The 15,874-nt window shown below is 29.1% G+C and carries 12 protein-coding genes and 1 other annotated feature; of the genes, 1 reads left to right on the top strand and 11 read right to left on the bottom strand.

The window, feature by feature from the left end:
• Positions 1 to 66: 66 nt before the first annotated feature.
• The 3 genes from IC218_RS01120 to IC218_RS01110 all read right to left on the bottom strand — a co-directional run bounded on the left by IC218_RS01120 (position 67) and on the right by IC218_RS01110 (position 3,362).
• Positions 67 to 1,230 (bottom strand): D-alanyl-D-alanine carboxypeptidase family protein, encoded by a 1,164-nt coding sequence (locus IC218_RS01120; RefSeq protein WP_227434200.1) that lies wholly within the window; start codon positions 1,228 to 1,230, stop codon positions 67 to 69.
• A gap of 53 nt (positions 1,231 to 1,283) precedes the next feature.
• The gene (locus tag IC218_RS01115) at positions 1,284 to 1,484 is read right to left on the bottom strand and encodes a CD1290 family small acid-soluble spore protein (RefSeq protein WP_227434199.1); all 201 of its coding nucleotides are present in this window, start codon (positions 1,482 to 1,484) and stop codon (positions 1,284 to 1,286) included.
• Positions 1,485 to 1,685: 201 nt separating this feature from the next.
• On the bottom strand, positions 1,686 to 3,362 hold the full coding sequence (locus IC218_RS01110) for a ribonuclease J (RefSeq protein ID WP_227434198.1): 1,677 nt from the start codon (positions 3,360 to 3,362) through the stop codon (positions 1,686 to 1,688).
• Between the two features lie 216 nt (positions 3,363 to 3,578).
• Between IC218_RS01110 and IC218_RS01105 the strand changes: the two genes are divergently transcribed.
• Complete coding sequence (locus IC218_RS01105) at positions 3,579 to 4,316, top strand: metal-dependent hydrolase (RefSeq protein WP_227434197.1); 738 nt, start codon at positions 3,579 to 3,581, stop codon at positions 4,314 to 4,316.
• 120 nt (positions 4,317 to 4,436) lie between these two features.
• Here IC218_RS01105 and IC218_RS01100 read toward each other — a convergent pair whose 3' ends face one another.
• The 8 genes from IC218_RS01100 to IC218_RS01065 all read right to left on the bottom strand — a co-directional run bounded on the left by IC218_RS01100 (position 4,437) and on the right by IC218_RS01065 (position 15,734).
• Positions 4,437 to 4,895 (bottom strand): Fur family transcriptional regulator, encoded by a 459-nt coding sequence (locus IC218_RS01100; RefSeq protein WP_227434196.1) that lies wholly within the window; start codon positions 4,893 to 4,895, stop codon positions 4,437 to 4,439.
• Between the two features lie 275 nt (positions 4,896 to 5,170).
• The gene (locus IC218_RS01095) at positions 5,171 to 5,458 is read right to left on the bottom strand and encodes a DUF1292 domain-containing protein (RefSeq protein WP_009889069.1); all 288 of its coding nucleotides are present in this window, start codon (positions 5,456 to 5,458) and stop codon (positions 5,171 to 5,173) included.
• A 77-nt stretch (positions 5,459 to 5,535) separates the two neighbouring features.
• On the bottom strand, positions 5,536 to 5,961 hold the full coding sequence (gene ruvX, locus IC218_RS01090; protein WP_227434195.1) for a Holliday junction resolvase RuvX: 426 nt from the start codon (positions 5,959 to 5,961) through the stop codon (positions 5,536 to 5,538).
• Positions 5,962 to 6,112: 151 nt separating this feature from the next.
• Complete coding sequence (locus tag IC218_RS01085) at positions 6,113 to 8,284, bottom strand: hypothetical protein (RefSeq protein ID WP_227482243.1); 2,172 nt, start codon at positions 8,282 to 8,284, stop codon at positions 6,113 to 6,115.
• Between the two features lie 9 nt (positions 8,285 to 8,293).
• A complete protein-coding gene (locus IC218_RS01080) occupies positions 8,294 to 8,551 on the bottom strand; it encodes an IreB family regulatory phosphoprotein (RefSeq protein ID WP_003419418.1) in 258 nt (85 codons plus the stop codon).
• Positions 8,552 to 8,575: 24 nt separating this feature from the next.
• On the bottom strand, positions 8,576 to 11,215 hold the full coding sequence (gene alaS, locus IC218_RS01075; RefSeq protein WP_227823655.1) for an alanine--tRNA ligase: 2,640 nt from the start codon (positions 11,213 to 11,215) through the stop codon (positions 8,576 to 8,578).
• 67 nt (positions 11,216 to 11,282) lie between these two features.
• Positions 11,283 to 11,527: a binding site (T-box leader), on the bottom strand.
• Positions 11,528 to 11,668: 141 nt separating this feature from the next.
• Positions 11,669 to 12,748: a tRNA 2-thiouridine(34) synthase MnmA gene (gene mnmA / locus IC218_RS01070; protein WP_227482242.1), complete on the bottom strand. Its 1,080-nt coding sequence runs from the start codon at positions 12,746 to 12,748 to the stop codon at positions 11,669 to 11,671.
• Positions 12,749 to 12,890: 142 nt separating this feature from the next.
• Entirely contained in the window at positions 12,891 to 15,734 is a 2,844-nt protein-coding gene (locus IC218_RS01065; protein ID WP_227823654.1) for a cell wall-binding repeat-containing protein, read from the bottom strand.
• Positions 15,735 to 15,874: the final 140 nt, after the last annotated feature.

The following is a 15,874-nucleotide window of genomic DNA, read 5'->3' as shown; positions in this document are numbered from 1 at the left end:
TACCCATATAGTACTTCTATACGGGCATTTTTTATGTGAATTATAGCTGTATCTTATCGCAAGTTATTATATCATATTATCAATTATTCTTTGAAGCATTTGTAGGTAACTTGCCTTATTTATATCTTTATTATTTATTAATTCTACTTCACCTATTACTTTTTTATCTTTACATATCTTTATCTTTCCTAAAACAGTACCTTTTTTAATTGGCATTTTAGGATTTTTTACTATTTCTATTTTCTTTTCAAACTTTTTAGAACTTCCTTTTTTAATAAGAGCATTTAAGTCTTCTTTAGCAACTAATTTGACTTTATTTTCATCAGCTTTATCTAATGTAAGTGTAGCGATATTATCTCCCTTACTACATAGCTTAACGCTTTCATAATTTGCAAATCCATAATTTAAAAGACTAGATGCATCATTAAATCTTTCAGGAGAAGTTTCTGCACCCAAAGTCGCCGCAACTAAATGAGTATTACCTCTTTTTGCTGATGCTGATAGACAATATTTAGCTTCTTGAGTAAATCCAGTTTTAACACCAGTAGCTCCTTGATAATGCTTTATAAGCTTATTAGTATTTGCAAGACCTACTGTAACTTGTTTTTTACCTACTACAACCTTATCCATCCATGTAGTTAAGTATTTGCTTATCATTTCATGTTTTAATAATTCTCTGGACATTAAAGCTATATCATGAGCAGATGTATAGTGATTTGCTACTGGAAGTCCATTTGTATTTGCAAAATGAGTATCATTCATATTTAGCTCCTTTGCTTTAGAATTCATCCTATCAACAAACCCTTCAACACTTCCAGCCAAGTGTTCAGCCATAGCTACACAAGCATCATTTGCAGACGCAACAGCTATACCTTTTAATAAAGTATCAACCTTTTGAGTTTCTCCTGGTTCTAAAAATATTTGACTACCACCCATACTAGATGCAGTTTCACTCACTTGTACTTCATCATCAAGTTTAATATCACCTGAATCCAAAGCTTCTACAATAAGTAACATTGTCATTACCTTTGTTACACTGGCAGGAGGAAGCTTCTTATGAGCATCCTTTTCATATAAAATTTGTCCACTACCAACATCCATCAAAATTGCCGATTTTGAAGATATATTTAGTTGGTTGGCATCAGCATTGTCCTTACTATTTGCAAAAGAAAAACTCAAAGGAGTAAATGCAAGTAATATAGCCAAAGCAGTACTAGCTAATTTTTTCATAGATGTCACCTCTTAAAGTTTATTTAAACTTATTTTCTCACAATTAACTTTTTTTATTCTAAATGCCTAGATATACCTTGACCTAAATTTTTTTTCTTTTCAAGCTTTTTAAAATAACCTTCTAAAACACCTTTATTTGATGCATTTTCTATTATTTCAAAGGCATCTTCATAATTCATTCCATATTCTCCTGCTATTTCCATCTTAGTTTGTTTTAAAGCTTTTCTAGCATTTTGTTTTGAAATATTATCCATAAATATCCTCCTATTAATAAAATTTATATATAAGTAGTTTTTACTAATAAAAGATTGTTATAATTGGTATTTTATGTAATATCTAAATTTTTCAATATTAAAAAGACCTCTTGTAATTCTTAAGATGATATCAATTTAATCTTTTGATATCATTTTAAAAATTACAAGAGGTCTACTTTTCAATTTTATAAACTTTATATCCTATACTTCCATTATTATAGGAAGTATCATTGGATTTCGCTTAGTTTTTTGATATAAATACTCTTTTAGGTTTTCTTTAATGTTATTCTTTAAATAAGCCCATTCTTTAATATTTTTCTCTTCACACTCGTTTAGAACGTTTTTAATTATATCCTTTGCTCCATCCATTAAATCTTCAGACTCTCTTACATACACAAAGCCTCTAGATATTATATCTGGACCTGCTAAAACTTTGCCTTCATCTTTAGAAATAGTTACTACAACTATCATAAGACCATCTTCTGATAAATGCTTTCTATCTCTTAAGACTATATTACCTACATCTCCTACACCTAATCCATCAACTAGTATATTTCCTGTTTGTATACGATTTGCTACTTTAGCAGAGTTTTTATCTAACTCTAAAACATCTCCTGTTTGCATGACAAAAATATTTTCCTTGTCCATTCCAAGTTGTTCAGCTATTTCAGCATGTCTTTTTAACATTCTATATTCACCATGAGCTGGCATAAAAAACTTTGGTCTAACTAATGCATGTATAAGCTTTAATTCTTCTTGACAGGCATGTCCAGAAACGTGTATATCCGCTATATCACTATATACTACTTCTGCTCCTTTTTCAAATAAGAAGTTTATTACTCTTGATATTAATTTTTCATTTCCTGGTATTGGATGAGCAGATATTATAACTAAATCGCCACTCTTTATTTCTACTTTTTTGTGTTCTGAAAAAGCCATTCTAGCAAGAGCTGACATAGGCTCACCTTGTGAACCAGTCGTTATTATCACTAACTCGCCATCTTCATGCTTGTATATATCATTTAAATCTATTAGCATATCGTCAGAAATATCTAAATATCCTAATTCCTTGGCAACTCCAACTACATTTACCATTGAACGACCTGATATAGCAACCTTCCTATTAAACTTTTCAGCTGTATTTATTATTTGTTGTAATCTGTGTATGTTAGATGCAAACGTAGCAACTATAATTCTTCTACCATTTCCCTTTGCAAATAACTCATCAAGACCTACTCCAACAGTTTTTTCAGACATAGTAAATCCTGGTTTTTCTGCATTAGTACTATCTGCCAACATTAAAAGAACTCCTTTTTTGCTCAACTCACAGATTCTATGCATATCCATAACATCACCATCAATTGGAGTTAAGTCAATCTTAAAGTCTCCTGTATGGTATATTATCCCTTGGTCTGTGTGTACTGCAATAGAGTAAGCATCTGGTATACTATGGTTATTTTTCAAAAACTCTACTTCCATATTATCAAGCTTTATAACTTGTCTTGGAGTTATGACATTTAACTTAACATTATTCATCTTATGTTCTTTCAATTTTACTTGTATAAGACCTATACTAAGTCTCGCTCCATATACAGGAACATTTATCTTTTTTAGTATATATGGAAGAGCTCCTATATGGTCTTCATGTCCATGTGTAATAAATATACCCTTTATTTTATCCCTGTTTTTGACTAAATAAGTTATGTCTGGTATAACTATATCTACTCCTAACATTTCATCTTCTGGAAAACTAAGTCCAGCATCTATAACAATTATTTCATCTTTATACTCAACAACAGTCATATTTTTTCCAACTTCGTTAAGTCCACCTAAAGCCATTACCTTTATCTTGTTGGTGTTCTTTTTGAACAATTGCATCATCTCCTTCTGTCTATTTAATTTTTTAACACGTTCTACAATCTTAAATAATATCAAATCACGCACTCGCTACCAGTTATTCTTATTGTACCATAATTCGTATCATATTTTAAGCTATATTTAAAATACATTTAACGTATTATTTTGACAAACCTATTTTATTTTGATATCCTCTAAATATTATATGATTTAATATCTGATATTTTAGGAGGATTTATGCGTGGTAAAACTCATTGTGCAATAGGAATTTTAACAGCTATCCAGACATCTTTAATTTTTACAATTCCTATATCTCTAGTAGATATTTTAGTTTCAGCTACTTTTGCAGTACTGCCCGATTTGGATAAATCTAATTCTATGGTCTCAAATTTCATTCTAAAAAACAATATATCCAAATACATATATAGAATTTTTATATACGCTATTAATATTATTATTTTCTTTATTTCAATAAATATAAATGATAATTTTTATTTAAGTGCAATAATTACATTTGTTGCAATTATAATTATTGAGGCAAAACTAACCCATACATTTCTGAGAAAAATCTTTCTATCATTAATATTTATACTATTAGCTATATGCTTATACATCGTAGAAGTTGAAATATATTTTATAATTTTTTGTCTAATGTTGTCAATTTTTCCCTGGCTAAAGCACAGAAGCTTTTCTCATAGTATATTTGCAACCATCATAATATATTTTTTACTAAAACAAATAGAATTAATCACTAGTATTAATAATTTATCTTTTTATGGAACACTTGGCTATGCAAGCCATATGTTTTTAGGGGATTTATTTACAAAACAAGGAATACCACTTTTTTATCCACTAAGTGAAAAAAAGATTTCCTTAGGATTTTTAACAGTTGGAGGACCATTTAGTAATTTTATAGAAAAATCATTTATTTTCATACTTATAGGATTAATTATATTTTCAATATTAAAATTATAAAAAGCTTTAAAGCTATTTATATTTATACTATATATTTAAATTTATAATAAAAAATGGAAGAATAGTATAGAATATAAAAGTTCTATACTATTCTTCCATCAACATTAAATTACAGAAGAATTATTCTTCTGAATCACTTATTTTATTACACTCATCACATAATCCATAAAATTTAACATCATGATCAAGTATTTTAAATTTGTACAATGATTGTATTTCTTTTTCTATATTGTCTAAAAGGTCTTCTTTAGCTTCCATTATCTTTCCACAATTTTTACAAATAAGATGATGATGATTATGACAGTCTTCTTTATGTAGACTAATCTCATATCTTATACACCCATCATCTAAGTTTAGTTTTGATATTAATCCTATTTCGTCTAATAACTGCATTGTTCTGTATACAGTAGCTAGCCCTATTTCAGGACAGTCAACCCTAACTAAATCATAGATTTCTTCACTACTTAAATGTGAATGGTCATGTTGAAGCAATATCTCAACTATTGCTCTTCTTTGTGGCGTAATCTTAAAACCAGTTTCTTTTAACTTGTCTTTTAATAAATCCATTGTGTTTGCCATAACATCACCCTTACTATTTTCAATTGATAATCTTTATTAAATAATATTGTAATTGATAATTCTTTTTTTGTCAAGACATTTGAAAAAATTTAATTTCTTCTCATAATATAAATATATACCCATAAAAGATATATTATTCACCAAAATCTATAAATTTTTTAATAAAAAATAAAAAAACAGATATATACTATAAATACTTTTTACAATTAATAATTCTTAATTAAAGTAAATACAGTAAAATACCTGATTTTTTATATACAAACTTAATTATTTACCTAGTTAAGTCCATTTGATTCATCTTCGTCGTAATTTAAACCTTCTTCTTCCATTATAGCAGTATATACAGCTACAACAGTTTCATACTCTTCATCACTTTCTAAAGGTATTAGTATTTCTCCTTCTTCATCTTCATCAATTCTAAATATTAAAGCTTCTTCAGCCTCTTCATCATCTAAAGGCATTAATATTGCATATTCTTTTCCTTCTGCTTCTAATGTTAATATTATTTCAAATTGGCTTTCTACACCATTTTCATCAATTAAATTTATTATATTTTCTTCCATAATGTCATTCACCTCAAATTTATTTTTATTTTTATTATTTATATTATATATCATAAGTATTCAATTTTATAGTTCTTTTATGAATTTATTTTAAAATCTAAATATCCTTGTAAAATTATTACTGCTGCCAACATATCTATAACCTTTTTTCTTTTTTGTCTACTAACATCCGCTTCTAACAAAGATCTCTCTGCTGCTACTGTAGAAAGTCTCTCATCCCAAAACTCTACATCAATTCCTGTTTCTTCTTTTAATAATTCACAAAACTTAATTACCTTTTCTCCTTGTGGTCCTAAAGTACCATTCATATTTTTTGGTAATCCTGACACAATTTTATTTACTTGTTTTTCTTTTATTATAGCTTTTAATTCTTCAATATCCTTCTTCTTGCCAACTCTTCTTACCGTTTTTATCCCTTGTGCAGTTAATCCCATTAAATCACTTACAGCAACTCCAATAGTTTTATCTCCAACATCAAGACCCATTATTCTTCCATCTAACATATTTTCTCCTTTTATTTACCTTATTTTATAAAACATATACATTTCATTAATTACAAAAATTGCAATATGAATTTTTGATGTAAGCTGTTTGGTTTACATTAATAATCATATTGCAACTTTTTATTCAAAGCATATATACATTAAAAAATTTTTAATTATTTTTTTCAAATATTATCATGTTTATGCTTATTATTATAAGTGGTATAAGTATATATATAGATGCTGTAGATGCAGCAACTATACCAGAGTCATTAACTAAAAGAGTAATTATACAACCAACCATAGATGCAATGAATCCTTTAAACAAAATTGGAAAATTATTCATTATCTTTCTAAAGTGTCTAGATGGTTTAAATATAAGTACTGCAATCACAGCAATTCCCACAAGTAAAATATTTACCCATACACTTGTCTGTGCTAATTGCATATTCATTTGAATTTTTCTTCCAAATGTCTGCAATATCTCTCCTGGTCCATTTAAGAAAATTCTTTGTACAAACATTCCTAAGTGAGATTCACTACCTGAGATTATATCTAGAGCTGCAAATGCACAAACAACAACCACAGCTGAAATAGCTAATAGTGCAACTTTTTTAATGTCTAGTTTAACATCATATATAAGCATTATAAACAACAAATATGCTACACATTCTGATATTGCTCCACCAACATTTGCCCCCATAGAAGGATATGCGCTAGTTATAAGTATTATTAATGAAAATATTACAACAAGTGGCTTAGAAACCTTCTTGTAATGTAATAAAACTGCTAAACCAAATACTGCACTTGCTATGGTTACACCTTCATACTCATTTCCTACACCATAGTATCTGGCACCAATAACAGCATCATAACTCATTATATTATTTTGCATTAAGTATGTTCCAAATACAGAATCTATGACTATTATTAAAATAGTCAGTGTTGCAAAAAATCCCATATGTTTTATATCATTGTCTTTAAATAACTTTCGACCTAATAAGTATAACACTAGTGTAGTTACAAAGATTCCCAAAGATATTGTAATTGGGGTCTTAAAATTCATCAAAGGAGCCAACATAAATGACAGAGGCATTATTATACCCAATTTTATAAACTCCTTAAGTACTTTGAATACACGCTCTTTATGTGGCATGTAATTTCTAAAGAATATTGCAAACATTGCAATCACCCAAGAGGCAGATATTACACCTACAAATCCATTTATGATACTTGACCTTATAGATGATATAGATACTATCTTTTTATAAAGTGATTTTAGGTAACTAGCATTATCTTCTTTGTCAACCAAAGTATAACTTCTACCCACCATTTCATCATTTTTAAGACCAAACTCATTTAATATGTCCACTCCAACATCTAAGTTTGCAACAATACCAGCTTTTCTTGTTGTAGCAGATTCCAATAGACCCTTTCCTTCTCCACTAAATTTTATTATTGGAGAAAGTCTTCTCTTATTTTTATAATCTAAATCACTTGGAAAAGCACTTGATACATAAACAGTATCATTTTCTCCAACCATAGAAAATACTTCTTTAAGGTATTTATCTATATTTTTTACAATATTTTTCTTCATTGCAGCATAAGTATTATCATTTAAATTCAATCTATACATATCTAATCTATATGTATCTCCAAGTTCTACAAATATAGCATCACTATTTTTATAAGACTTTTTAGTTTCATCTAATAACTTATCGTAGTCTGTAACTATTCCAAACGGCATCTTAGAATCTTTTTTGTTAATATCATCAATATTCCCAGAATCAATTCTTCCATATTGATCCATAGCAACTAAACATAAATTTCTATTTTTAACCAATTGGTTATTTTCAATTATATCAGCATTTCCAATTACGGATGTTTTTAGTCCATTTTCTGATAAAGTTTTTCCCAATGAACCTAAGGTTGCTCCATATTCTCCATACTCTAGATTTTCATTTATTGACCTATTAATACTTAAATTATTTATCTCTTTAGCTTTTTGACCTGTTGCAACTTCAAAAGTTTTAGCAGTATCTTGGTCTACTTTTTGAAAATTGATATAGTCTTCAGTAGTTACATCAGCTCTTACTCCTGCACCCATACTAGCATAAGACCTTCTATCATCAGTACCTTGATCCCCTCTTATATTCATAAGAGCTATATGACCTCTCTTTTCTAGCTCACTCTTTAAGATTGGAACCTTCAACATACTTCCAAGATTGGTCCTATTCATATCAATAAATATGACTTTGCCCTTTTCTTCAGCAGAACTGTAGCTAGCAGTTGATACAAAAATCATAATAACTACTGCCAACAATGACATAATCTTTTTTCTCATTTATTTGACCTACTTTCTATTCAGATAGTGCGTGATTACTTCTTCAAGTATCTCATCTCTTTCAAATTTTTTAATTATAGCTCTTGCATTTTTATGACTAGTTATATAACTAGAATCGCCAGAAAGGAGATACCCTATAATTTGATTTATAGGGTTATATCCTTTTTCAACTAGTGCTTTATATACAAAATCTATCGTATCTCCCACACTCATTCTATCTTCTGGTATTCCTTCAAATTTCATAGTGTAGTCTAAATCTTTTTCCAAACTAAAAACCTCCTTAAGTGAATGTTATTTAACTTGTGTCTTAATAACCTCACTTGCATAGCTTAGAGCTTGGTCAACCTTAGATATGTCACTAGCTCCTGCTTGTGCCATATTAGGTCTTCCTCCACCTTTTCCTCCAGCTATTTTTGCAACTTCTCTAACTATATTCCCTGAATGTATTCCTTTATCTAACACATCTTTAGTAGCAGTAACTACAAAGTTAACTTTATCATCTACTACATTTGCCAATACTACTACACCAGAGCCAAGCTTATCTCTTAAATTATCTGCTGTTTCTCTTAGTGTATCCATATCCATACCTTCAAATTTATTAGTTATTAAGTTAACTCCATTTACTTCAAGCTTAGAATCAAAAATAGAATCAGCTGATTGTAAACTCATTTTAGTCTTTATATCATGTAATTCTTTAGATAAATTTTTATTTTCTTCTAATAAAGAACTTATTCTTTGAATTAAATTATCTTCTTTAGATTTTAAATTTACACAAACTTCAGATATAATTCCTTCTTTTTCTTTTAAGTATTCATAAACAGCTTTTCCTGTTATTGCTTCTATTCTTCTTACTCCTGCTGCTACTCCACCTTCAGACAATATTTTAAACATTCCTATCTGAGAAGTATTTGTCAAGTGAGTTCCTCCACAAAGTTCTGTAGAATAATCTCCCATAGAAACTACTCTTACTTCATCACCATATTTTTCACCAAATAGTGCTGTAGCTCCTTTTTCTTTTGCCTCTTTTATATTCATAATATCACATTTTATGTCTAAAGATGATAAAATAACATTATTTACTTTTTCTTCTATAACTTTTAATTCTTCATTTGATATAGCTTCAAAGTGAGTAATATCAAATCTTAATCTATCTGGAGTAACTAAAGAACCAGCTTGATTAACATGCTCTCCTAATACTTCTTTTAGTGCTTTATGAAGTAAATGTGTAGCACTATGGTTTCTTGCAGCAGACATTCTAACATCTCTATCTACTAATGTCTTTACTTTATCTCCATTACTTATTTTTCCTGATTTTATTATACCTATATGTTTTATACTATTATTAGCACCTTTTTTAGTATTTAATACTTCCACTACTAAATTTTCGTTGGTTATTAATCCACAATCACCAACTTGTCCTCCACCTTCAGGATAGAAAGTAGTATTGTTTAGTACTATAGATACTTTATCACCTTCTTTTGCATTTTGAACTAATTCATCCTCTTTAACTATAGCTTCAATAATTCCTTCACCATATAATTCACTATATCCATTAAACATACTATCTATAGTAGACTCTAATTTTGATAGAGGGTCTTCCTTCCAACTTTCTCCATCCATATTTCCTCTAGCATTTCTAGCTCTTTCTTTTTGTTTTTCCATTTCTTCATTGAAAGACTCTTCATCTACAGATAAATGTTCTTCTTCCAAAATTTCTTTAGTTAAGTCTATAGGGAATCCATAAGTATCATACAGTTTAAAGGCTTCTTGACCACTTAAAACAGTTTTTCCTTCATTCTTTAATGCTTCTATATATGAGTTCAATATTTCTGTTCCTTGGTCTATAGTTTCATTGAATTTTTCTTCTTCTATTCCAACAACTTTTTTAATATAACTTTCTTTTTCAACTAAAACTGGATATGCTTTATCATTTACCTTTATAACTTCATCTATCAGTTTTTGTAAGAATAATTCTTTTACACCTAATAGTTTACCATGACGAGCAGCACGTCTAAGAAGTCTTCTAAGAACATAGCCTCTTCCCTCATTTGATGGAAGTACTCCATCACTAACTAAGAATGTCACAGCTCTTATATGGTCAGTTATTATTCTTATTGATATATCATTTTTTGGATTTACTCCATATTTTACTCCTGTTAACTTTTCAACAGCTTCCAATATAGACTTAATAGTATCTACTTCAAAGATAGTGTCCACACCTTGCATGATACATCCCATTCTTTCAAGGCCCATACCTGTATCTATATTTTTACTTTCTAATAAACTGTAGTTTCCTTCTTCATCTCTATCAAACTGAGTAAATACATGGTTCCAGAATTCTAGGTATCTGTCACAATCACAGCCTGGTTTACAGTCTGGATTATCACATCCATATTCTTCTCCTCTATCAAAATATATTTCTGAACAAGGACCACAAGGACCTGTACCTATCTCCCAGAAGTTATCATCTTTACCAAGTCTAACCATTCTTTCTTCTGGAAAATTCATTTCTTTTGCCCATATATCATAAGAATCGTCATCTTCTTCATATACAGTTACCCATATTTTATCTTCTGGGATACTTAGCCATTCTGTGACAAATTCCCATCCCCATTTAATTGATTCTCTTTTAAAGTAATCTCCAAATGAGAAGTTACCCATCATTTCAAAAAAAGTGGCATGTCTTGCAGTTATACCTACATTTTCTATATCTCCAGTTCTTATACATTTTTGAGATGTACACATTCTTAAACTTGGAGGTACTTCTACACCTGAAAAATAATTTTTTAAAGGTGCCATACCTGAGTTTATAAGCAATAAACTCTTGTCATTGTTTGGTACTAAAGAATAGCTATCTGCTACATAGTGACCTTTTGACTCAAAAAATTCTAAAAACTTACTTCTTATCTCGTTTAGTCCCATCTTTTCCATATTATGTTCCTCCTAATAAATTATATTTTTTCGTTTAAATAAAAAACCTCGTCCCTATAAATAAATTTATAGGGGCGAGGACAATCGCGGTACCACCCTAATTATCATAAAAAATTATGATATCTTCGGAAAACCTTAGCTATAACGTAACTACCGTCAATCTCTACTTAAATCTACCTTGTTAATTCAAAGTACATTGTTCAAAATTGCTACTAAAAGGCTGCTTCAAATATTTTATTCTAAGGGCTTTCAGCATGTTCCCTCTCTCTGTAAGACATCAAATACTTTACTATTCCTTATCACTGTATTTGTTTTTAATTAATATAATAATTATATTACTAAATTTTACAAAATTAATCAATACTATATTTTCATATACAATAAATTTATTTTATAAACTTTGTTTTAGATTTATAGACTATATTACTTATTTTATAAGTTTCTTAGATATTTTTATAAACTTTTCTCTATTATTCCTCCGCCTACTACAATATCTCCATCGTACATTACAACAGATTGACCTTTTGTAATAGCTCTTTGAGCTTCATCAAATACTATTTTAATAGTATTTTCTCCAACATTATAAATAGTAGCTGGTGATGGTTTTGCAGAGTATCTTATTTTTGCTTGAACTCTTAATGGCTCTTCTAGTTTGTCTATTGATATAAAGTTAACATCTTTTGCAATAAGTTCTTTTTTAAATAATTCTTCGTTGTCTCCAAGGACAATAGTATTATTTATTGGATTTATATCTACTACAAACATTGGTTTGCCAAAAGTAATTCCAAGACCTTTTCTTTGTCCTATTGTATAGTATAGTATCCCTTTATGTTTTCCAAGTACATTTCCTTTAGTATCTACAAAAAAACCTTCTTCAATACGCTTTTCAGAATGTTTTTTTACATAATTTGCATAGTCATTATCTTTAACAAAACAAATTTCTTGACTATCGGGTTTATTATGGACTGCCATTCCCATTTCTTTAGCAATTTCTCTTACTCTATCCTTTTCATAATCACCTATTGGTAGTAGTGTATGTTTTAATTGTTCTTGTGTAAGATTATAAAGTGCATAAGTCTGGTCTTTTTTATCTGTAACAGATTTTTTTAATAAATATCTTCCTGTATCTTCATCTTTTTCTATTTTTGCATAGTGACCTGTAGCCACATAATCACATCCTATTTGTCTAGCTCTTTTATAAAAATCGTCAAATTTTATATGTTTATTACAAGCTATACAAGGATTAGGAGTTTTTCCTTCTAAATATTCATCTATAAAATAATCTATTACTTTTTCTTTAAATACTTCTCTAAAATTAAGAACATAAAATGGTATTCCTATTTTATTTGCTACTCTTCTAGCATCTTCAACTGCTGATAAAGAGCAACAACCACCTTCATTTTCAACTTCGTCATCGTCTTGCCATAATTTCATAGTAACACCAATGACGTCGTATCCTTGCTGTTTTAAAAGATATGCAGCTACAGAACTATCTACTCCTCCACTCATACCTATCATTACTTTTTTATTCATAAACAAATTTCACCTCATCTTTTGCATTACTTATTATTATACCATATAGAGCAAGCATTGTATTTATTTAAAATATAGCTTGCTCTATTTTCTAAAAAAAATAATATTATTAGGTAATTTTAAAAGATTTAAGGGTAATTTTTTATTTATTAACTACCACTACTGACGCTGTTGTTTCTGTTATTATATTATTAGAATTACTAACATCAACTAGTTCTATTTTCACCTTATAAGTACCTTCTTTATTTCCAACTAGATAAACTTTTGTTGTTGCACCTTGCAATGGAAAACCTTCCATTGGTCCCCATCCTGTTTTTACTATGTTAAACCAGTTCCCATTGCTATCCTTAGCAATTAGTTGTATTCCATCTAAGTCTGCTGAACCTTCTTCTGGACTTATTTGAACTCTTACATTATTATAATCATTTTTGCCTTTATTTAGTGTAATCTTTACAGGCGTTCTATCATCTACACTTTCAAACTTAGGTATACTGCCATTTTCATCCTCATCTATTTTATTTTCTTCCGTTATATTAGCTATATCATTATTTTCATTTATAGTTATAGAAGCTTTACCCCAAGTAGCAGTTTTTGAATCTTGTGATAATGTACAATCTCCATATCCATTAATAATCACTTTATCTTTATCATAGTTGTCAGTTTTTATTGGAGTATATTCACTTATCTTACAATCACCTATTAAATCTAGACTTGCATTAGTTTCATTTACAATTCCATCATCTTTTACATATTCTACATTAACTCCATACCATCCGTTTCCACTTGTTACAAGATTTGAAGCTATTACTGATGAACCATTTACTATTAAACCTGCCCCTTTATTATTATTTAAAGTTACATTGTTTAATTCAACATTTTGTGATAAATAAACATGCATTCCTGATTTATTTAATTTGTCTGAATCTAAACCTGTTACTTCTAGATTGTTTATTTTTACACCATCTTTTCTGTCTATTGTTACTATATTTTCGTACCCTGGTTTAGTATCAGTAAATTCTACAGCTTTTTTCAATTCAGCATTATTACTACCATTTATAACTATTTTTTTATCTATAACAACTGGCTTTTTAACATCTATTTTTCCACTTATTTCCCACACTTGACCATCTTCTTGTAAAGCAAGTGCTTCTTCTAATGTATCAGTATCAGTAATCTTTATTGTCTCCACTTTAGCAGGTTCAGCTACCGTTACTGTAATAGTTGGAAGTGATACTCCTTCTGATAGCTTATATCCACTTGATAGACTTGCACTAAATATATACTTTCCTGCTACTTGGCTAGCATATTCTGGTGTACTTTTCCAAGTTACACCTACTTTTGTATTGGCCACTCCAGACACAGTTGCTGATAACTCTTTTGGTAAGTTTAACTTACTTAATTCCGTTCCATTTTCTACATTTTGTACTTTTATTGAATTATCAAGTGCTGTTATTGATGTTATCAATTTATCTTTTACAGATGAACCACCACTTGAACTTCCTCCACTTGATGAAGAGCCTCCAGATGAACTTCCACCTGGTTTAGTGCCATCTACACTTGGAGTCTGAGAACCTTCTACTTTGTCAGTTATTGTTCCTTCATTTTTTATATTTGTTCCTGTAGCATCATTTTTTATGTTTGTTATTTTTCCGTTGTTTTTAACTACAACATTGCTAGAATTATTTTGTATTTCTACTTTTTCTATTTTTGCTCCACTTTCATTTATTATTGTTCCACCTTTACTATCCTTAACCAAAACTTTATTTATTGTACCTTTATTTACTATATCTGCATTTGGAGCAGTTACTACTATCGTACCTGTATATGTACCATTTAAATTTACAGAAATTGAATTATTAGTACTCAATGATAAATCATTTGACATAGTTCCTGATGGCTTAATATTTATAACATCATTTGCATCAGCTTTATCTAAAGCTATTTTTAACTCTTCTATATTTTTAACTTCATATGTTGTTGTAGATTGTGATTTTTTTATCTCAAAGAAAGCATTCTCATTGCCTGAACCACCAACCTGTGTAACTGTTTTTAAGCTTTTAGTATTTAATACTTTTTCTTGTTCTTTATTTAATTTATTTCCAACTAAAACTACTGGTGAATTATTTTTTGCTGCCAATGAACCTACTGCTAATGAATCTATAAGATCTCCTTGTTTATTCATACCATCTTTTGTTATATATGCATTTTTCAACTCTTTTGAACCATATAATCCACTTATAACAGCCGCATTAGTTTCATTTCTATCTTTTCCTGATAATCTTTTAGGACTAGGTAAAGTGCTTTTTGTAGCTTCTGAAATCGACTGCACTCCTCCTATTACATAAGATGTTTTTATACCTTTATCTTTTATAAATTGATTTGATTGTTTTATTCCATCTTCTGGACTAGAAAGAATTATTGGCATTTTATTTTGAGCAGCCGCAGCTCCTACACTTACTGCGTCAGCAAGACCTTTTTCTCCATTAACTACAACTATCTCTGAAATATTACTACTTGTTTTTCTTCCAAGAGACTCATCTAATTTTTTAGCTATTTCTAAAGAAGTTTGATACCTATCATTTCCTGAGATTCTTTCTGTATCAATTTTTAATGATTTTAATTGTGTCTCTACCTCTAAACCTAAAGTTTTTGTCCCACCTATTAAATATACTTTTTCTGCTTTTAACCTTATTATTTCTGCTTTAGTTCTATCATCTAGTTTATTGTTTTGTGTCAAAAGAATTGGTGCATTCTTAGAACCAGCAAAAGGAGTTGCAGTCAATGCGTCTACTATAGTATTATCATTAACTAATATTACATTTTTAGATGTATCCCATCCTTTTTTACTTATTTGTATGGTAGTTTCCCATCTACCTGAACCTTTAAGTGTATCACTGTTTGTTTGAGCACTTGATATGCCTGCTGTTGCACTGCTAATTACTAATGATATAGTAAGTATTGCTGCTATCCTCTTTGGTATTTTCATAACTGTTCCCCCTAATATTGTATTTAGTTGAAATGTGCCTTTTTAAAGAAAATAGCATTTTTAAGTAAAAATTTCTGAAAATATATTTTTATATGAAATCCTCGTAAACGATTGATTTGCTGAGATTTTTTATATTTTTT

The sequence above is a fragment of the Clostridioides sp. ES-S-0005-03 genome (genome assembly GCF_020658455.1).
GTDB lineage: Bacteria > Bacillota > Clostridia > Peptostreptococcales > Peptostreptococcaceae > Clostridioides.
Note: the sequence above shows the minus strand (reverse complement) of the source record. Positions and strands in the feature narration are given on the sequence as shown.

Coding starts and splice junctions, on each gene's coding strand:
- IC218_RS01120 (WP_227434200.1), bottom strand. CDS start 1,230: ATGAAAAAATTAGCTAGTACTGCTTTGGCTATATTACTTGCATTTACT.
- IC218_RS01115 (WP_227434199.1), bottom strand. CDS start 1,484: ATGGATAATATTTCAAAACAAAATGCTAGAAAAGCTTTAAAACAAACT.
- IC218_RS01110 (WP_227434198.1), bottom strand. CDS start 3,362: ATGCAATTGTTCAAAAAGAACACCAACAAGATAAAGGTAATGGCTTTA.
- IC218_RS01105 (WP_227434197.1), top strand. CDS start 3,579: ATGCGTGGTAAAACTCATTGTGCAATAGGAATTTTAACAGCTATCCAG.
- IC218_RS01100 (WP_227434196.1), bottom strand. CDS start 4,895: ATGGCAAACACAATGGATTTATTAAAAGACAAGTTAAAAGAAACTGGT.
- IC218_RS01095 (WP_009889069.1), bottom strand. CDS start 5,458: ATGGAAGAAAATATAATAAATTTAATTGATGAAAATGGTGTAGAAAGC.
- ruvX (WP_227434195.1), bottom strand. CDS start 5,961: ATGTTAGATGGAAGAATAATGGGTCTTGATGTTGGAGATAAAACTATT.
- IC218_RS01085 (WP_227482243.1), bottom strand. CDS start 8,284: ATGAGAAAAAAGATTATGTCATTGTTGGCAGTAGTTATTATGATTTTT.
- alaS (WP_227823655.1), bottom strand. CDS start 11,215: ATGGAAAAGATGGGACTAAACGAGATAAGAAGTAAGTTTTTAGAATTT.
- mnmA (WP_227482242.1), bottom strand. CDS start 12,748: ATGAATAAAAAAGTAATGATAGGTATGAGTGGAGGAGTAGATAGTTCT.
- IC218_RS01065 (WP_227823654.1), bottom strand. CDS start 15,734: ATGAAAATACCAAAGAGGATAGCAGCAATACTTACTATATCATTAGTA.